The following is an 18,206-nucleotide window of genomic DNA, read 5'->3' on the forward strand; positions in this document are numbered from 1 at the left end:
CCTTTGAATCTGAAAATGGGAGCCCGTCCTCGATCGTGCAAGCGATGGAAGCCCAGTGCGCAGTGCGCTGGCATCACGGTGGCCGGGTCAACACATTTGACACGTATTCGCGTCGAAATAACACCAAAGAAACGGAATCAAACCGATTCGATTTAGCGCTTGCACTTCGTGCCAGACGAGTTCGCGCTTGTTCGCGCGAACGCTCGCCACCCGCGCGGACGATGCCACGCTCGTACCCGAGCGCGGATCTCGACTCGCGCGGGTGGTCCCGCGACACCCGGCAACGGCGGCTTACTGCTTCGCTACCGAAAACGCGTAAAGCTTGTGGTTGTCGCCGGCATAGGGCAGCCCGAGAATCTTGGTGTGATAGCCGGATCCCCAATAAACCGTACCGTCGACGATCGCGGCACCGGACACGACGGCGCCACCGCTCTCGAAGCTCCACTTGATTTCGCCGGTCGACGCATCGAGTGCATACATGTTGGCGCCACTGCCCGCCAGCGAACCGGCATACACCACGCCGTTGGCCTCGGACATCGCAACGGTGTCCATCATCTGCTGCGGATCGGCGGTGCGCCAAAGTACCTTGCCGGTTGCAGCGTCGACCGCGGCCCAGATGCCGCCCTTGGTCGTCTTCGTCCCCGCCGGTGAATTGACGTCGATGGACGCGTGATTCAGGTTGCCGATCGACACGTAGATGCGCTTGCCGTCGGCGGCCGTTCCCCACAGCATGCCGCCGAGCAGGCTGCCGGGGCCGACCTGGGCATGCCAGACGACCTTGCCCGTCTTCGGATCAAGTGCCCAGTAGACACCGCTCTTCTGGCCGGCACCGAGCAACGTGCGCTTGTGCCCGCCGACGGTCGTCGTGTACAGGTTGGGCCCCGAGCCGAAATCGTAGTCCGGGCCGTCGTCGTGGTCGTAGTTCGTCGACATGTCGGCCGACAACGTACGGGTGGCCCATGCGATCTTGCCCGTCTTCAGGTTCAATGCAACGAAACTGTCGATATGATTGCCCGGTACGGCTGCCTTGCACTTCTCTTGCCCCGGATACCGGCAAACCCCTTCCGGAACGGTGAAGTTGTTGCCGGTCGTCACGTACAGCAAGCCGGTTTCATGATCGACGACCGCCGTGTTGCCCCAGACCGAACCGCCGGTGTAGCCCTCCGGAACCATGTACGTCTTCCACAGCAGTTTGCCGCTCGTCGCGTCGAGCGCCACGACGCTGCCGCGATACTGGGGCGTTTCCTTCAGCGCCTCGGCGCGAGACGATACGCCGACGTACACGATCCCGTTGTCGATAACCGGCGAACTCGTAATGATGGCGGACTTGTCCGTATCGACCTGCGTACGCCACAGCGGCGCGCCGTCTTCGGCCTTGATGCCCAGCATGTAGGCGCCGGTCGGATTGTTGGCGATCTGCGTGCCCTGGCCGATCACCAACGTGCCTTTCCAGTATGCGGGGCTGGTGCGCGATGCATCGTTGGGAATCTGGCTGTAGTCACTGACCTTCTTGTGCCACTTGACCTGTCCGGACGCGGCATCGACGGCCCATAACGAGCCACCGAAGTCGGGAACATAGACGACACCACCGGCTACCGTCGGCGTGGCGGACACGTTACCGTCCGTCTCGACCGACCAGCGTGGCGCCAGCTTCGCCACGTTGCTCAGGCCGATCGCGCGTTCGCCCGCGGCGCTGCGGGTATTGCGCAGATTCTGCCCGGCCATCGGCCAGTCTCCCGCGCTTTGTGCGGCAGCGGGAGCAGCAATGATGAGGCTGCTGACGATAGCGACGGCCGTCGCGATAGCCGGGTTGCGCCAGGATAGCGGCGAAGCGCGCCGATCCGCGTCTTGCCTGTAGAAGACTCGTTTCATTTTCAGCTCTCCATAAAACAGCGGTAGACAATCCCTGCCTTGCCACTACGCTCACTTTGGCGAGTCAGCGCATTCAAAAACGATCGATCATGCCGATCTGCACACCGCGCACCAGCGCACCGGGCCACGATGGCGGGAGCCCGGTTACGTTGACGCCACGCAGCGTGAAGGTCGCGTTGTTCCGATTCCGCAACCAGCCCGCACTCGCGTACAGTTGCAACGTCTTCGATAGCCTGTAATCGCACATCGCACTGAACTGATCCGCGTTGTTGCCCCTGCCGGAACGGTCGCGCACGTACGCATAGCCGAGCGAAGCATCGAGATTCGGCACGAACGCGTAGCGCAGCGATACCGCGAAACCATCGTTGTGATAAATCGGTGCACTGCCGCCCGCCCCGTTGAACCAGTCCGCAAACAAGGTGGCCTTGTCGATCCGATACGACACGCCGGCGAGATTCGCGCGCAATGCCCCGCTGCCGTGTGTCTGCTGGTGTCCGTAGGCGAGCCGCACCGGCCCGTACTGGTACGACACCGTTTCGAAGTTGCCCGCGAGCCCGTTGCCGTCGTTGTCGCTCGCCGCGCGCAGCGACATCATCACCGTTGCGTCGAAGCCCGCGATGTTCGGTGACAGGTAGGTGATCGCATTGCTCGCGTAAGGCGTGATCTTCGAGAAGTTGTTCAGCCCGGACGCTATGGTTCCCGCGCCAAATGCATCGATCTCGCCTTTGAACGGGATATAGATCGGCGAGTATTGCCGCCCGACGCGCATTTCCCCCCAGGGGCCACCCGCACCGATCCAGGCCTGGCGGTTGAACAACGTGCCCGCCGTATCGAGCGTGCCATTGGCCGAGCCGAATCCGTTCTCGAGCACGAACAGAATGTTCGTCCCGCCGCCGATCGGCTCGCGGCCGCGCAAGCCGATCCGCGAACCGCGATACGCACCCGAGTCCATCCGCGCCACCCATCCCGCCCCGGGGTTCGTGATCTCGATGCTCGTATCGATGACGCCGTACAAGGTCACGGATGACTGCGCCCACCCGAGGGACGGCGCAACGAGCAGGATGCTCAACGCACCGCACGCCTGCGCCCGTTGTCGAAAAACCGAACGAGCGCCGTTGCGCCGCTGCCGGAACCGCTTGACGCCGATCATCGATGCCGTCTTCATCTATCGTTTCAGAACGTGTGCATCACGCCGACATACGTCGTGACCTGCGATTCGCCGTCGAGCGGATGGGTGGTCGGCGTCGCGCCCAGCGGCGTCGCGAATACCGAGAAATCCGAGTGGCTTCCGTTACGCACATAAGCCACCGTGCCGTAAAGGAAGGTGCGCTTGCTCAGGTTGTAGGTCGTGCCGAGCGCGTACAGCATCGCGTGGCCGGCAGGGTCATGTGTCGCGTCGCCGTTGCCGCTGCGCACGCGGACGTAGTAGCCGGCGCCCGTCACCGCCCATTGGGCATTCGCCTGCCATGTCGCACCGAGCCAGAAATGATCTGCGGTGTCCGCGAGGCCGGCCGGCGTGTCCGGCGCGGAATAGTGCGTCCAGGCCGTCTGAATCGTGAACTTCTGGATTCGCACGTTTCCGCCGACGAAATATTCACGGGAGCTCGTGAAGATGTTGCTGAACTTGCCGGTCGAATCGCGCAATTCATCGTACATGCCGCGTACGTCGAAATACGGCGAGTGGTAGGTCAGCATGACGCCGTCCGAGCGGCCGAACTCACCCGATGCGCCGTTGTTGAAGCCGCTCGCCTGGTTACCGAACGCGTATTGCGCCTGCACGTCGAAGCCATGGAAAACCGGGCTGTGGTATTCCACGTTATTGCTGGTCTGCTGCCAGTTGCGCCCGCGCACGAGGGACGCCGACGACACCGCCTGCTGCACGAACGGGTCGAACGCCCACACGCCATCGCTATCGATGAACAGGTTGCGCCCCGCCTGGAGTTGCCCCCACGTATCGTCTTTCAGGCCGACGTAGGCACGCCGCGAAAAGAGCCGCCCGCCTCCCGTCGTACCGTTCATCACTTGCAGCGCGGTTTCGAGATTGAATATCGTGGACAACCCGCCACCCAGATCCTCGTTGCCGCGCAGGCCAAGCATGCTCGTGCCCCAGTCGCCGCCTTCCGCACTGAAGCGTGCGCCGGTCTGACCCGGTGCCGTCATGACGTGGTTCAGGTATTCGAGCCCCGCATCGACGCGGCCATACAACGTCACGCTCGATTGCGCCCATGCTGCCGGCATGAGCCCCCCCAACAACAAAGCAACCGAGATTCTCTTTCTCATCGTTCTCTCCGATGAATGCCGCCCCGACGTTCATCAAATGTTCACAGAGCTATCTTCGGCGACTGATCGCCTTCCATTTCACTTTGTATTACTAATAATCAATGGCATGCCTCTGCTGAAAGATCCGATCTGAAATCAACTGCCTGGAACCGATTGAAACGGCAGACCGAACTGGCCAGCCATGCGGGCAAGTTGCACGCTGTTGTCCGCTCCGAACTTCTGACGGAGCATCGATTGATGGTTGGCCACGGTCTTCCGACTGATACCGAGTTTCTCGCCGATGGCGAGCAACGTATAACCCTGGATGAGCAGTCCCAGCACCTCGAACTCGCGCGCCGACAGCGCGCTGTCAACTTGTCCGTCCTGAAACGCATCGCTCGCGTGCAGCGCCTGTGCGACGTCGGGACTCAGGAATCGACGCCCGCTCGCCACGGTGCGAACCGCATCGACCAGCACGTCGGGGGCACTGGCCTTGGTCACGTAACCGAGTGCCCCCGCGGCGAGCGAGCGGCGCACGAACATCGTTTCCTCACGGACACTGAATATCAGGATATGCGCTGCGCGCTCACGCGCAAGCATGCGGCGGATGGCCTCGATCCCGCTCGGGCCCGGCAGCGACACTTCCATCACGACCACATCGGGCCGCAGCGCGCAGAAGGCGGGATAGGCCTCTGCTGCATGCCTGGCCTCACCGCATACGTAAAGATCCGATTCGAACTCGATCAGTCTCTTATAGCCTTCGCGCACGACCGCGTGGTCATCAACGAGCAATATAGAAAGGCGTGGGGGCACGTGGCGGGCCTCGTGTATCGAAATGTCCGACGTCTTAGCGTTTCGTCTGCACGCGTCACTGATCGCTACAATCTTGCCCCGTTTTTTCCCGGCCGAACATGCGGATTATGGAAATGTATCCATTCCACTCCCCCTTTCAGATCAATGTCATCCTCAACAGATAGCAAGGAAAACGTAATGATTTGCGATGAGGTCCACTCGCGACGCGTGATTCTGAAGATCTGAATTTTCCTTTCCATGCCAGCGCGCGGCACACTTCGGGAAATCTTCCCGCGTGCAACCCGCGGCGCCTGTGTAATGCTCTTGTCGACCGGGCATCCAGCGATCGTCGCGTCACGCGAATGTACGACAAGGGAAGAACGATGGACCCATGCGAAAACCGCCCGGCCTCGCCGCGCTACCGGCGCCGTGTCTGTGTCGCGCTCTGCTGCGGCACCGTACTGGCAGGCGCATCGCTCGATGTCGCGGCGCAAGCCGCGCCGGCCACGGCCGACGCAGACACGCTGCTGCAGACGATCGTCGTCATCGGTACGACACCGCTGCTCGGTATCGGCACACCGCTTACGCAGGTGCCGGCAAACGTGCAAACCATCCGCGCGAGCGAGATCGGGAATCAGCATCGTGCGACGCTCACCGACTACTTCGAAAAGAATCTGCAGAGCGTCGATATCAACGAAGCGCAGGGCAACCCCTGGCAGACCGACGTGAACTATCGTGGCTCGACGGCGTCGCCGCTGCTCGGCACGCCACAGGGCCTCTCCGTGTTTCTCGACGGCGTGCGCGTGAATGAGCCGTTCGGTGACGTGGTCAATTGGGATCTCATCCCGCCGGCGGCCATCGACACGATTCAGCTGATCCCTGGATCGAACCCCACCTATGGCTTGAACACGCTCGGCGGCGCCCTCGCGATTTCGACGAAGAACGGTCGTGCGCATCCCGGCGGTGAAGTCGAGATCAGCGGCGGTTCCTGGGGGCGCAAGACCGCCCAGATCGAACAGGGCGGCACCATCGGCTCAAACCTCGACTACTACGTGACCGGCAATGTCGCGAACGACAACGGCTGGGCCGACCACAACTCGAGCAGGGTGCGTCAGGGCTTCGGCAAGCTGCGTTACACCGATCCGGATACGACGCTTTCGGTCTCGGCGGGCGGCGCGGACAATACCTTGCAGGGGTCGCAGACGATCCCGCGCTCGTTTCTCGACAACCGGCGCCAGGCCTACACGTACCCGGACCAGAACAAAAACAAGGCTGCCTGGGTCACGCTGTCGGGCGACCACTATTTCAATGACAACGTCGAGTTAAGCGGCAACGTGTATTACCGCCACTACGACAACACCAATATCAGCAGCAATAACAACAACAATTTCCAGCCCACCGATCCGAATTCAGCCGAAGGCACCAACGCGCTTTCGGACATCACGACCGATAGCTACGGCGCAAGCCTGCAACTGACGCTGCTTGGCAAGTTGCTGGCCATGAAGAATCAGTTCGTGCTCGGCGCGAACGCGGACCTGGCAAACTCGACGTATCTCGCGTCGCAACAGGACGCCTACTTCACGGCGACGCGTGCGACTGTGGGCATCGGTAACTATCAGCTCCAGACCAATGCAAAAACGCATAGCGCGAACTACGGGCTGTATTTCAGCGACACGCTCTCGCTCACGCCACAGCTCTCGGCCACCGTCTCCGGACGCTACGACTGGGCACGCGCCAATATCGGCGACGAAAGCGGCCAGCAGCCTGCGCTAGACGGGCATCACACGTTCTCTCGCTTCAATCCGGCCTTCGGCGTGAACTGGAACCCCACGCCGGCGCTGACCGTCTATGCGGCCTACAACGAGGGCATGCGCTCGCCTACCGTGATCGAGCTCGCGTGCGCGGATCCGAACGCACCCTGCTCGCTGCCGAACGACTTCGTCTCCGATCCGAACCTCCAGCCCGTGATCGCCAAGACCGTTGAAATCGGCGCGCGCGGGCGCATCGGCTCGGCGACGACCTGGAACATCGCAGCCTGGCGCACGACGCTTTCCGACGACATACAGTTCGTCAGCAGCGGTGCGAGCAGCCAGGGGTATTTCCAGAACGTCGGCAAGACGCGTCGCCAGGGTTTCGAAATGGGCGCGCACACGAAGTTCGGCCCGGTCGGCATCGGCGCGAACTATAGCTACGTGGACGCGACCTATCAATCGACCTTCGTCGAAAGCAGTCAGAGCAATTCGAGCGCCGACGCGAACGGCAACATCGTCGTGCGATCAAGCGACCGCATTCCCGGCATTCCTGCGAACACGGTGAAGCTGCGACTCGACTACACACCCGTCTCGCAGGTCGATCTGGGCGCCAACCTCACATGGCGCGGCAGCATCTTCGCGCGCGGCGACGAGAACAACCAGGATACGAACGGCAAGATCGCGGGCTATTTCCTGATCGATCTCGATGCAACGTGGAATGTGACGAAACAACTGCAGCTCTTCGCGACCGTGACGAACCTGCTCAACAAGCAATACGCGAGCTTCGGCGTACTCGGCGAGAATTTCTTCAACGGACCGGGCCACACTTACGACCCCGCGAATCCCGTGAGCGAGCAGTTCGTCGGCGTGGGCGCGCCGCGTGGCGCGTGGGTGGGACTGCACTATGCGTGGAAATGACCGCGCGGGCCCGCCCGATGTGCGACGACCGGCATACATCGCGCCGCGCTGATCGGGCGGCCCCTCGTAACAGCAGGCCGGCCGCGATTCGTCAGCGGAATCGCATCCGCGCGAGTGGCAAAAGGTTGTCGGCGGGCAACAAACGTAATCGTCTGTAAATCCTGCAAGCAAACAGCCATTTTGGCCGGTGTCGCACGTGCGCCGTTTGCTAGGATCGCGCCTCTTCCCTCCGCGCTCCTGCCGCCTTGAATCGCTTCGTGCCGCTTCTCCGAGATGCGTGGCGCCATTGCCGCGCCCGCGTCGTACCGTTCGCCGCCGCCAGCGGCGCGCGCATCCGCGCGCTGGGCGCCGGCGTGCTGCATCGCCTGCGTCATCCGACGCGCCGCGGCGTCGCGCTGACGCTCGCCGCCATACCGGTGCTGGGCCTGCTGGTGCTGCTCGCATTCGTCCCGTTCACGCCGAGCATCGGCGACATCCGCAAGGCGCGCATCGACCGCCCCGCGCGCGTGCTGTCCGCCGACGGCCAGCTGATCGCCGAGTTCCGGCCGGTCAACCGCGAATGGGTGCCGCTCAAGCAGATCTCGCCGCACATGGTCGACGCGCTGATCGCGACCGAGGATCACCGCTTCTACGCGCATCACGGCATCGACTGGCGCCGCACGATCGCGGCCGGGCTGCACACGTTCTCGGGCAATCGCCAGGGCGGCTCGACGATCACGCAGCAGCTCGCCCGCAACCTGTATCCGGACGAAGTCGGCCGCGCACCGACGCTCACGCGCAAGGTGAAGGAGCTGATCACTGCGTTCAAGATCGAGTCGGTGTACAGCAAGGACGAGATTCTCGAGACCTACCTGAACACCGTGCCGTTCCTGTACAACGCGTACGGCGTCGAAATGGCCGCGCGCACCTACTTCGGCAAGTCGGCCGACCAGCTCGACATCGTCGAAAGCGCGACGCTCGTCGGGATGCTGAAGGGCAACAGCTACTACAACCCGGTGCTGAATCCGGAGCGCGCGGTACAGCGGCGCAACATCGTGCTCGACCGGATGGCGCAGATGCACATGCTGACGCCGCAGCAGCTCGCGAAACTGCAACGCCAGCCGCTGCGCGTCGACTTCGAGCCGCAGTCGGGGCAGCCCGGCCTCGCCCCGCACTTCGCGGTGCAGCTGCGCAAATGGCTGATCGCGTGGGCCGATCGCAACAACTACGATCTGTACTCGGACGGCCTCGTCGTACGCACGACGCTCGACGCGCGACTGCAGGACATGGCGACGCAGGCGCTGACGCGGCAGACCGAACGGCTGCAGGCGATTGCCGACAGCGCGTGGCGCGGCCCGTCCGGCTGCGGGCTGCGCAACGACCTGTTCCGCAGCTTCATCCGCCAGACGCCCGAGTATCGCCAGGCGCGCGACACGGGGCTTGCCGATGTGCCTGCGCTGAAGCAGCTCGGCGCCAATCGGGAATTCATGCGCGCGCTGTGCGAGCGCAAGACGCAGGTGCAGGCCGGCTTCGTCGCGATCGATCCGCGCAACGGCGCGATTCGCGCGTGGGTCGGCAGTCCCGATTTCGGCAGCGAGCCGTTCGATCACGTCTCGCAGGCGCGGCGTCAGCCGGGCTCGACGTTCAAGCCGTTCGTCTATGGCGCCGCGTTCGCGGACGGCATGCGGCCGGGCGATACGTTCGTCGACCGCCCTGTCGCGATCCCGGTCGGCGGCCGCGCAGTGTGGCGCCCCACCGATGCGGAGCCGCCGACGGGCGAGCCGATGACGCTGCGCGATGCGCTCGCGCTGTCGCGCAACCGCATCACCGCGCAGGTGATGCAGCAGGAAGGTGCCGCGAAGGTCGCGCAGCTCGCGCGTGCGATGGGTGTGCGTGAAAGCCCGCTCGACGCGGTACCGTCGCTCGCGCTCGGCACGAGCCCCGTCACGCTGAAGGAGATGGTGTCCGCGTACGGCACGATCGCGAACCGCGGCGTGTACGTCGCGCCGCAGATGATCACGCGCATCGAGGATCGCGACGGCAAGGTGCTCGCCACCTTCGGCAGCGCGCCGCCTGAACGTGCGCTGCCGGCGCCCGCCGCGCAGACGCTGGTCGACGTGATGCGCGACGTCGTCGATCGCGGCACCGGCGCCGACATCCGCTCGCGCTACGGGATCCGCGTCGACGTCGCCGGCAAGACGGGCACGACGCAGGACAACGCGGACGGCTGGTTCATCCTGATGCATCCGCAGCTCGTGGCCGGCGCGTGGGTCGGCTTCGACGACGGCAGCGTGACGCTGCGCAGCGACTACTGGGGTGCGGGCGCGCACAGCGCGCTGCCGATCGTCGGTACGTTCTACGATGCGGCGCTGCGGGCGCGCGCGATCGATCCGCATGCGCAGTTCTCGCCGGACTTCCGGCCGCGCAGCGCGCCGGCGGCCGCGCCGAAACGGCGGCCGCACGTCGGGTTGTTCGACTGGTTGAAGATTTTCCGCTGATCGTGAAGCCGGCCGGGCTGCGGATCATGCCGGCCTCGCGATTCATCGATGCGTGGTCGTCACGCAATGCGTGAGACCGGTTCGCCGCCGCGCCCGTTGCGCACGATCGCGACGCGCCGCACGAACCACGGCATCAGCACCGTGCGCATCGCCAAGCGCATCGATCGATTCGCCGGGATGGCGCACGAGCGTGTCGAACCGGCGTGCGAGCGCCGGGTCCTCGCCGGGCAGCGGATGCTGCGACGACGAACGCCGCAAGCCGGCCGATGCGCGCCGGCACCGCGCGCGGAGCCGAACGTCAGCGCGCGGCCGCCGCCTTCAGCAGCCGCAGCATCTCCGGATCGTCGCCCGCCTCGGCCAGCACCTTCGCGGTCGGCTTCACGCCGGCACCCAACAGCCGTCGCACGCCCTCGACGTGATGCTCGCTCACCTCGCCGCGAAGCAGCGTATCGCTCTGCAACACCACCGGGTTCGTATCCTTCACGAGCAACGCGAACACCGATGCCGACACGGGCGGATTCAACGCGTCGGACAACGCGGCGTCGGCGAGATGGTACGGATTGTTGTCGTGGATTTGCCAGCTCAGCGCGCCGCTCGCGTGCAGCTTGCCGAGCGCGGCGAGCGCATCGGCTTCCGGCAGTTTCACGAGTTCGGCGGCAAGATCGCTCGCCTGGTCCTCGCGCCCGTCGCGCAGCGTGTCGGGCGGCGGCAGGTTCGGCACCAGCAGGTCGAGCACGAGCGCCTGCCGGCGCGCGTGGTCCGGCGATGCCTTGGCATCGGCATTCGTACGGTTGTCGTGCAGCAACTGGCCGGCCACACGCCAGCGGTCGTCGATGCCATGCTCGTCGCGCGGCACCTGGTGCGCGTGCAGCAGCACGTCGAGCCAGCGCCACATCGAATCGACGGTCTTCGCGTCGTTCGACGACAAGCCGTCGCCGACGATCTGGTCGAGCGTCTGCCCGCACACGAATTCGCGCTGCTGCACCGGGTCGAGGCCGGCGAAGTATTTGCGCGCGCGATCCGACAGCCCGTCGAAGTCCGCCTGGCTCATGTCGGGCGCATGGTAGCCGGGGCACGGCCCCATGCCGGCGATCTCGCGGCCCGGCACCGCCTTCGTGGGAAGCGGCGGCGAATCGCCGCTGTGCGCGACCGGATACAGCTCGATGCCGTCGACCTGGAAGCCCTGCTCCACCCGAAACAGGACGCCCGTGGTCGAATGCTTCGTCGTGAAGTTGCTGCCCGTGATCGACGTCACCTGATACGGCGAGCCGATCGGCATCTTGATCAGTTCGCCGCCCGGCACGTCGAGGATGCAGGCGTCGGCAGGCGGCTTCTCCGGGCCGTCCATATCGAGTTCCGCGACGTGCGTCGGGGCGGTTTCGACGCTCCACCGGCCGGCGTCGCGCATGCGCAGCACGATGTCGCCGCCCACCTTCTCGACCCGCATGGTCGCGGGCTTGCCGGCGGCCGGCGCGTAGTCGCCGAGCAGGCCGTCGCAGCCGCTCGCGGCGTGCGCGGACAGCGACACGAACATCATCAGACAGAAAACGGGAATGCGCACGGCAGGGCCTCTCGAGGTTCGAATTGTTGTCGGAATGCCAGCGCGGGCGCGCACGGCGGCGGCGGCACGACAGGATGCCGCCGGACGCCAATATAGCGAACGCGACCGGTGTATGCCAGCCCGCGAAGCGACATGTGGCATGAAGCGGCGCGGAGAAATGACGGCACACCGGTGCCGGGTCCGGTCCGCGCGACGCGCCGCCTTGGTCCACCCGGACGAAGCGGAATGGCCGCACACCGCGCACCATCGCCGTCGTCATCCATCGATGCCGGAGGCTGCATGAGCGCAAGCGCTGTCGAAATCGCGAACCTGCTGTACCGCTACGCGGAGCTGCTCGATGCCGGCGACCTGCCGGGCATGGCCGAGCTGTTCCGGCATGCGCGGATCAAGGTCGCGGAAGCGGCGCCGACGATCGGCGCGGACAAGCTGCTCGAACTGTTCGACGCGTGCGTGAAGCGCCACGCGTGCGGCACGCCGCGCACCCGGCATGTGATCACGAATCCGATCATCGAGATCGACGAAGCCGCGCAGCGCGCGACGGCTCGTTCGTACTACACGGCGCTGCAAGCCACCGGCGGCCTGGCGTTGCAACCGATCGCGGCAGGCCGCTATCACGACGCGTTCGAGCGCGTCGACGGCACGTGGCGCTTCGCGTTCCGCGATTACACGCTGTTCGATTTCGCGGGCGACCTGCGTGACCACCCGAACGATTCGCTGACCGGCTGACGGGCCGGCCGGCGGTGACTGCACGCAGCGCGCGCTCAGCCCGCCGCGAGCGGCGCGGCCAGCGCGTCGAATTCCGGCGCCCACGCCGCGCGCCACGCAGCCTTCGTCGCGTCGTCGACCCACGCGCCGTCGATCCCGTTCAGCATGAATTGCTTCAGGTCGGCCACGGTAAAGCCGAAATGGCTGAACATCAGCTCCCACGCCTCGGACGGGTTGACCTTGTGCAGCGTCGGATCGTCGGTGTTCGGATGGATCTTCAGCCCGAGGCCCGGCATCTTGCGCATCGGGTGCAGTTCCGCCCATTGCTCCGGCGGCAGCGTGCGCAGGTAATACGAATTCGTCGGCACGACGGTGAAGACGATCCCGCGTTCCGCATAGCGCGCGCACAGCTCCGGATTGTCGACGATCGTATAACCGTGATCGACGCGATCGACCTGCAGCAGATCGACGGCCGTCTCGACGTTGCGCCACGGCATCCCGAACTCGCCCGCATGCGCGGTCGTGCGAAAACCCGCCGCGCGCGCATTGCGGTAAGCCTTCCAGAACAGTTCCGGCGGCCGGTCGTTCTCGCGATAGTCGATCCCGATCCCCGCGACTTCATCCGCGCGATTTGACTTCATCCATTCGACGATCGCGACCGCTTCGTCCGGATCCTGCTCGCGGTCGATGCTCGGGATCAGGCATGCGCCGATTCCGAAGTCGCGCGCGGCGTCGCGAATCGCCGTCACGATCGCGGCCTGCGCGTCCGCATACGGAATGCCCGACACGTGCACCGTGCCGGTCGGATTCCAGAAGAATTCCGCATGCCGAACGTTGTGCGCGGCCGCATCCTCCAGATACTCGTACGCGATGCGCCGCAGGTCGTCGGGCCGCGTGAGCAAATACTTGTCTAGCGCGCGCAGCACGTGCAGCACGCCGACCGGCTTCTCGCCGCGCGCATAGAACGCGTCGATCTCCGCGCGCTCGATCGGTGCGCCGCTGCGCTCCGCGAGCGCGACGAACGTGTCGTGCCGCACCGCGCCGAGCAGGTGGCAATGCAGCTCGACCTTCGGCAGCGCGTGGAAGAAGGCCCGGTGGGCGGGCGTGATCTCGATGCCCGTGCGCGCGGCCGGGACGTTACCTGGTGTTGCCTTCATGTCAGTCTCTTTTGCGGGTGTGCCGATGCGTCGCGAATGCCGTCTCTCAGTGCGGCTTCACGACGGTCCAGAAGTAATAGCCGAGCGGAATCGCGAGTACGACGAGCCCCCACGACACGTCGCGCCAGCGGCCGGCCAGCAGCTTGACGAGCACGTAGCACAGCAGCCCGCCCGCGATGCCGGTGCCGAAGCTGTTCGACATCAGCGTGAGCAGCACCATCGACATCACGGGCAGCGCATCGGTGAAATCGTCGAAATGCGTATGGCGGATCGTCGCGAACATCGACAGCCCGATCAGGATCAGCGCCGGCGCGGTCGCCTCTTTCGGGATCGCGAGCGCGACCGGCACGAACAGCAGCATCGCGGCGAACAGCACGGCAGCAGCCAGCGACGACAGCCCGCTGCGGCCCCCGGCCTCGACGCCCGCCGCCGATTCGATCAGCGCGGTCAGCGCGGGAATACCGAACACGGGCCCGATCGTCGCCGCGAGCGAATCGACGAGGAACGGCCGGTTGATGTTCGGCAGGTTGCCGTGTTCGTCGAGCAGGTTCGCCTTCGCGCCGACCGCAAGCGCGGTGCCGAGCGTCGAGAAGAATTCCGCCGCGAAGAACGCGAACAGGTACGGCGCGGCCGCGAGGGTCAACGCGCTGCGAATGTCGAGCTTGAATGCGATCGGCGCGATGCTGTGCGGCAGCGACACGAACGATGCGGGCAGATGCGTGACGCCGAGCGGCACGCCGGCCGCGGCCGCGACGAGAATCGCGATCAGGATCGCGCCGGGCACCTTGCGCGCCTGCAGCACGATCGCAATCGCGAGGCCGATCAGCGCAACGAGCGCGCCCGGCCGCGAGAAATCGCCGAGCGCGAACGCGTTGGTCTTCGCGTTCGCGACGACCATCCCCGCATTGCGCAGCCCGAGCATCGTCACGAACAGCCCGATCGACGCGCCGAGCCCGAGCTTGATCTGCACCGGTATCAGCCGCATCACGACGCCGCGCGCGCCAAAAATCGTCAGCAGGAAGAACAGCACGCCCGATACGCAGGCGATGCCGAGGCCCGTCTGCCAGCCCACGTGCTCCGTCGTCGCGAGCGTCACGCCGATGATCACCGAGCCGCCGATGCCGGGGCCGACGAGGAACGGCAGGTTCGCGTAGAGCCCCATCAGCGTGGTGAACAGCACGAACACGATGATCGTCGCGGTCGTCGCCGCGCCGCGCTCCATCCCGCCCGTCGCGAGCAGCGACGGGATCACGACGAGCAGGTACGCGGCCGCGAGAAACGACGTGACGCCCGCGATCGTCTCGGTGCGCACGCTCGTGCCGCGCGCGGCGAGCGCGAAGCGGCGTTCGAGCCAGTTGGCCGGCGCTCGCGCCGGGATCGTGTCAGTCGCTGACATGGTGGTTCTCCTGTGATTCCGAATATTGTCCTGTGTCGATTCACGCAGCGCGGTCTTATACTGCCGCGTACCGCATCCCGACCGTTATTGCCCGATGTCGTCCGACCGCTCGTCGCTGCTGCCCGCGCTCACGCTGCGGCAGGTCCAACACTTCGTCGTACTCGCCCACGCACGCAGCTTCACGCAGGCCGCGCAGGCGCTGTCGCTCACGCAGCCCGCGCTCACCGCGTCGATCCGCCAGATCGAGTTCCTGCTCGGCGGGCGCCTGTTCGCGCGCTCCGCACACCGGCTCACGCTGACCTCCGCGGGCGAAGCCGTGCTGCCGCTCGCCGAACGCCTGCTCAACCAGGCCCGCGGCACTTTCGACGACATGACGCGGCTCATCGGCGAACGCATCCAGACCGTGCGCATCGCGTTCATCCCGTCGGTCGCGGGCCGCCTGCTGCCCGCGCTCAACGCACTGCGTGACGCCCACCCGACGCTGCGCTTCACGCTCACCGACCTGCCGAACAGCGCACTCGTCGAAGCCGTGCGCGACAGCGTCGCGGATCTCGGCATCGGCGTGCGCGAACCGGACAGCGACGACGGCACGCTGCGCTACCAGCAGCTCTTCGAGGACGAGATCGTGATCGTCGTGCGGCATGACGATCCGCTCGCCCGCGCGAAGAGCGTCACGTGGGCGAAGCTCGTCGATCGCGAGCTCGCGGTGTTCGTGCGCGGCAGCGTCAGCGAATCGCTGCATCGCACCGGCGGCGCCGAGAAGCTGCGCCTGAACGTCACGTACCGGATGGAATACACCGAGCCGCTCTATGCGCTTGCGCGCAACGGCCTCGCGACCGCCGTGCTGCCAAGCCTCTACACGATGCATCTGCACGATCCCGAACTCGTCGCGCTGCGCGTCGACAAACCGCGCGTCACCCGTGCGATCTCGCTGATCTCGCTCGCCGGCGACGATCGCGGCCCGCACGTCCGTGCCTGCCGCGAATGGATTGCGAAGCACATCTGATGACATTCGCGGTTCGCCGCGTGGCTGTCCGCGTTCAGGGCAGCTTCGCGATCCGTTCGACGAGCGCGGCGTAAAAGCGATCCGCGTCGACCTCGTTGATCCACGTCGCGTTCGCCGCGCGGCCGCTGCGCCCGTTCCAGTCGACGACGGTCTCGCCGAGCGTCCACTGCCCGGTCGTCTCGACCATCACGTTCACCTTGCGTCCGCCGAACAACGTCGGATCGACGAGATAGCCGACCGCTGTCGGGTCGTACATCGGCGCATCTTCGACGCCGCGCCGCTTCTTGTTGTATGCGAGCTCGGCATCCATGATGTCGGCAACGACCGCGCCGCAGCGGTTGCCGAGCGCGCGGAACGGCGCGACGCGCGCCGGCGTGATCGGCGCCTTCACCGCGACGTCGCGCGGCAGCACGACGATCGGCACGCCGCTGCCGAATACGACTTCGGCCGCCTGCGGATCGACGTAGATGTTGAATTCGGCGGCCGGCGTGATGTTGCCGCGCTCGAAGAACGCGCCGCCCATCAGCACGATTTCGCGCAGCGCGCCGCGAATCTGCGGCGCTTCGACCAGCGCGGTCGCGATGTTCGTCAACGGGCCGAGCGCGCACAGCGTCACGCTTCCCGGCGCCGCGCGGCTCAGCGTATCCACGAGATACGACACCGCGTGGCCGGCAGCAAGCGGGGCGCGCGGCTCGTGCAGCTCGACGCCTTCGAGCCCGGTCTTGCCGTGCACGTTCGCGGCCGTCACGAGGTCGCGCACGAGCGGACGCGGACAGCCTGCGTAGACGGGCAGCGTCTTCGTGCGGCCGGCCCAGTCGCGGATGATCCGCGCATTGCGTTCGGTCAGGTCGAGCGGCACGTTGCCCGCGACGGCGGTCAGCGCGCGCACGTCGAGCCGGTCGCGCGCGCCCAGCGCGAACAGGATCGCGATGGCGTCGTCCTGCCCCGGGTCGGTATCGATGATCACCGTGCGGGGCGCGGCCTCGCCACCGGCTGCGAACGCGCCCGTTTCGGGCAGCAGCGCGGTGCCGGCCAGCGCGGCGGACAGTTTCAGGAAGGTGCGGCGGGATGCGATCGGATGGGTCATGGTCGGGCGCTCAGAAAACATGCCGGACGCCGAGCGTCGCCATCATCTGGCGCGTGCTGGTCGAGCGCGCGTACGCGAAGATCTGCGCATGGTCCGCGTCGCCGGCCGCCTGCTGCGCGATCACCGTCAGCGCGACGTCGGTGCGTTTCGACAGGTAGTAGTCAGCCTGCAGGTTCACCTGGTGCCATTTCGGCCGCTTGTCGATCACGTCGTACTTGCCGTTCGTGAACGCATACGCGGCGCCGAGGAAGAGCTGCGGCGTCATCGTGTAGACGACGTTCACGCCGAGGTTCTGCAGGTGCAGGTGCGTATTGTCGAGGTAATCGTAGCGCACGTCGGTAAACATCGCCGCGAACTGCGCGCGGCCGATCGTGTAGAAGCCGCCCGTGCCCGCGATCCGCTGCCGGGTCGCATAGGCCGCGGGCGACATCGCGCTCTTGCTGAAGATCAGCAACGGCGACGCATAGTCGTTCGCGATCGCACCGTCCTGGTTCGTCGCGCTGTACGGATGGTTGTACTGCGCGTAGACCGCGCTCCAGCGCAGCGGGCCCTGCTCGTAACCGAGGCCGAAGCTGTATGCGCTGTTGTTCGCGAAGCCGGTTGCGTTGCTGAAGCCGTACAGCGCGGTGAATTTCAGGCCGTAGTAGACGGGGCTCACGTACTTCACCGAGTTCTGCACGCGGATGTCGTTGTAGCCGTTGTCGTTGTCGCCGATGTTCACGCCGTTGCTCGCGATGATCACGGGCCCGATGTAGTCGTGGATCGCGTCGTACTGGCGGCCGAACGTCAGCGAGCCGTAGGTACGATCGGCCAGGCCGACGTAGGCCATCCGCCCGAATTCGCGGCCGTTCTGCGCGGCCGTGCCCGTCATCACGTTGAAGCCGTTCTCCAGCTGGAAGATCGCGGACAGCCCCTGCCCGAGATCCTCCTTGCCCTTCAGCCCCCAGCGCGGGTTCTGGTTCGTGCCGGACAGCGCCTGCCAGGCGTTCTTGCCGCCCTGGTTGGTCGCGAACCCGACACCGGCCGAGATGAGACCGTACAGCGTGATGCTGCTTTGCGCACAGGCATGCGTCGCGAAGGCGCCGAGCATCGCGAGCGGGGCGAGCTTGTAGAGAGTTTTCATGCGGGTCGTGTGATCGGTGGTGGTCCAGGCGCGGCAGGGTTCCGCGAACTGGACTCGACTATACGAACCCGGATCGGATAATAAAAGTTTGCTTTTCTTATG

Annotated in this window: 13 protein-coding genes; 4 read left to right on the forward strand and 9 right to left on the reverse strand. The window is 65.7% G+C overall.

Going from position 1 to position 18,206, the window contains the following annotated elements; all coding sequences use genetic code 11:
* Positions 1-291: 291 nt before the first annotated feature.
* The 4 genes from BDO18943_RS17595 to BDO18943_RS17610 all read right to left on the reverse strand — a co-directional run bounded on the left by BDO18943_RS17595 (position 292) and on the right by BDO18943_RS17610 (position 4,944).
* Positions 292-1,725, reverse strand: coding sequence for an outer membrane protein assembly factor BamB family protein (locus BDO18943_RS17595; protein ID WP_175023395.1), 1,434 nt, complete (start codon positions 1,723-1,725; stop codon positions 292-294).
* A 220-nt stretch (positions 1,726-1,945) separates the two neighbouring features.
* A complete protein-coding gene (locus BDO18943_RS17600; RefSeq protein ID WP_175023431.1) occupies positions 1,946-3,022 on the reverse strand; it encodes a porin in 1,077 nt (358 codons plus the stop codon).
* Between the two features lie 23 nt (positions 3,023-3,045).
* Positions 3,046-4,152: a porin gene (locus BDO18943_RS17605; protein WP_175023396.1), complete on the reverse strand. Its 1,107-nt coding sequence runs from the start codon at positions 4,150-4,152 to the stop codon at positions 3,046-3,048.
* A gap of 135 nt (positions 4,153-4,287) precedes the next feature.
* Positions 4,288-4,944 carry a response regulator gene (locus tag BDO18943_RS17610; protein WP_175023397.1) on the reverse strand — a complete coding sequence of 219 codons (657 nt, stop codon included), beginning with the start codon at positions 4,942-4,944 and terminating at the stop codon, positions 4,288-4,290.
* A gap of 362 nt (positions 4,945-5,306) precedes the next feature.
* Here BDO18943_RS17610 and BDO18943_RS17615 point away from each other — a divergent pair, with 362 nt between their 5' ends.
* Both BDO18943_RS17615 and BDO18943_RS17620 read left to right on the forward strand, forming a co-directional pair.
* Positions 5,307-7,592: a TonB-dependent receptor gene (locus BDO18943_RS17615; protein ID WP_175023398.1), complete on the forward strand. Its 2,286-nt coding sequence runs from the start codon at positions 5,307-5,309 to the stop codon at positions 7,590-7,592.
* A 245-nt stretch (positions 7,593-7,837) separates the two neighbouring features.
* The gene (locus BDO18943_RS17620; RefSeq protein ID WP_175023399.1) at positions 7,838-10,069 is read left to right on the forward strand and encodes a penicillin-binding protein 1A; all 2,232 of its coding nucleotides are present in this window, start codon (positions 7,838-7,840) and stop codon (positions 10,067-10,069) included.
* Positions 10,070-10,367: 298 nt separating this feature from the next.
* On the opposite strand, the gene BDO18943_RS42675 is transcribed toward BDO18943_RS17620, so the two are convergent.
* Positions 10,368-11,630, reverse strand: a complete 1,263-nt coding sequence (locus BDO18943_RS42675; RefSeq protein ID WP_235996085.1) for a hypothetical protein — start codon at positions 11,628-11,630, stop codon at positions 10,368-10,370.
* A 279-nt stretch (positions 11,631-11,909) separates the two neighbouring features.
* Here BDO18943_RS42675 and BDO18943_RS17630 point away from each other — a divergent pair, with 279 nt between their 5' ends.
* Positions 11,910-12,356 carry a nuclear transport factor 2 family protein gene (locus BDO18943_RS17630; protein ID WP_175023400.1) on the forward strand — a complete coding sequence of 149 codons (447 nt, stop codon included), beginning with the start codon at positions 11,910-11,912 and terminating at the stop codon, positions 12,354-12,356.
* 35 nt (positions 12,357-12,391) lie between these two features.
* Here BDO18943_RS17630 and add read toward each other — a convergent pair whose 3' ends face one another.
* Entirely contained in the window at positions 12,392-13,492 is a 1,101-nt protein-coding gene (gene add / locus BDO18943_RS17635; RefSeq protein ID WP_175023401.1) for an adenosine deaminase, read from the reverse strand.
* Positions 13,493-13,538: 46 nt separating this feature from the next.
* Positions 13,539-14,888: an NCS2 family permease gene (locus tag BDO18943_RS17640; RefSeq protein WP_175023402.1), complete on the reverse strand. Its 1,350-nt coding sequence runs from the start codon at positions 14,886-14,888 to the stop codon at positions 13,539-13,541.
* A gap of 94 nt (positions 14,889-14,982) precedes the next feature.
* Between BDO18943_RS17640 and BDO18943_RS17645 the strand changes: the two genes are divergently transcribed.
* Positions 14,983-15,894, forward strand: coding sequence for a LysR family transcriptional regulator (locus BDO18943_RS17645; RefSeq protein ID WP_089448332.1), 912 nt, complete (start codon positions 14,983-14,985; stop codon positions 15,892-15,894).
* A 34-nt stretch (positions 15,895-15,928) separates the two neighbouring features.
* On the opposite strand, the gene BDO18943_RS17650 is transcribed toward BDO18943_RS17645, so the two are convergent.
* Together BDO18943_RS17650 and BDO18943_RS17655 are read right to left on the reverse strand one after the other, a co-directional pair.
* Positions 15,929-16,981: a nucleoside hydrolase gene (locus BDO18943_RS17650; protein ID WP_175023403.1), complete on the reverse strand. Its 1,053-nt coding sequence runs from the start codon at positions 16,979-16,981 to the stop codon at positions 15,929-15,931.
* A 10-nt stretch (positions 16,982-16,991) separates the two neighbouring features.
* Positions 16,992-18,104 (reverse strand): porin, encoded by a 1,113-nt coding sequence (locus BDO18943_RS17655; protein WP_175023404.1) that lies wholly within the window; start codon positions 18,102-18,104, stop codon positions 16,992-16,994.
* Positions 18,105-18,206 lie beyond the last annotated feature (102 nt).

The sequence above is a fragment of the Burkholderia aenigmatica genome (assembly GCF_902499175.1).
Taxonomy (GTDB): domain Bacteria; phylum Pseudomonadota; class Gammaproteobacteria; order Burkholderiales; family Burkholderiaceae; genus Burkholderia; species Burkholderia aenigmatica.

Excerpts from the sequence above, each read along its gene's own strand:
- BDO18943_RS17600 (WP_175023431.1), bottom strand. The coding sequence starts at position 3,022 with ATGATCGGCGTCAAGCGGTTCCGGCAGCGGCGCAACGGCGCTCGTTCG.
- BDO18943_RS17595 (WP_175023395.1), bottom strand. The coding sequence starts at position 1,725 with ATGGCCGGGCAGAATCTGCGCAATACCCGCAGCGCCGCGGGCGAACGC.
- add (WP_175023401.1), bottom strand. The coding sequence starts at position 13,492 with ATGAAGGCAACACCAGGTAACGTCCCGGCCGCGCGCACGGGCATCGAG.
- BDO18943_RS17605 (WP_175023396.1), bottom strand. The coding sequence starts at position 4,152 with ATGAGAAAGAGAATCTCGGTTGCTTTGTTGTTGGGGGGGCTCATGCCG.
- BDO18943_RS17640 (WP_175023402.1), bottom strand. The coding sequence starts at position 14,888 with ATGTCAGCGACTGACACGATCCCGGCGCGAGCGCCGGCCAACTGGCTC.
- BDO18943_RS17655 (WP_175023404.1), bottom strand. The coding sequence starts at position 18,104 with ATGAAAACTCTCTACAAGCTCGCCCCGCTCGCGATGCTCGGCGCCTTC.
- BDO18943_RS17630 (WP_175023400.1), top strand. The coding sequence starts at position 11,910 with ATGAGCGCAAGCGCTGTCGAAATCGCGAACCTGCTGTACCGCTACGCG.
- BDO18943_RS17645 (WP_089448332.1), top strand. The coding sequence starts at position 14,983 with ATGTCGTCCGACCGCTCGTCGCTGCTGCCCGCGCTCACGCTGCGGCAG.
- BDO18943_RS17615 (WP_175023398.1), top strand. The coding sequence starts at position 5,307 with ATGGACCCATGCGAAAACCGCCCGGCCTCGCCGCGCTACCGGCGCCGT.
- BDO18943_RS17650 (WP_175023403.1), bottom strand. The coding sequence starts at position 16,981 with ATGACCCATCCGATCGCATCCCGCCGCACCTTCCTGAAACTGTCCGCC.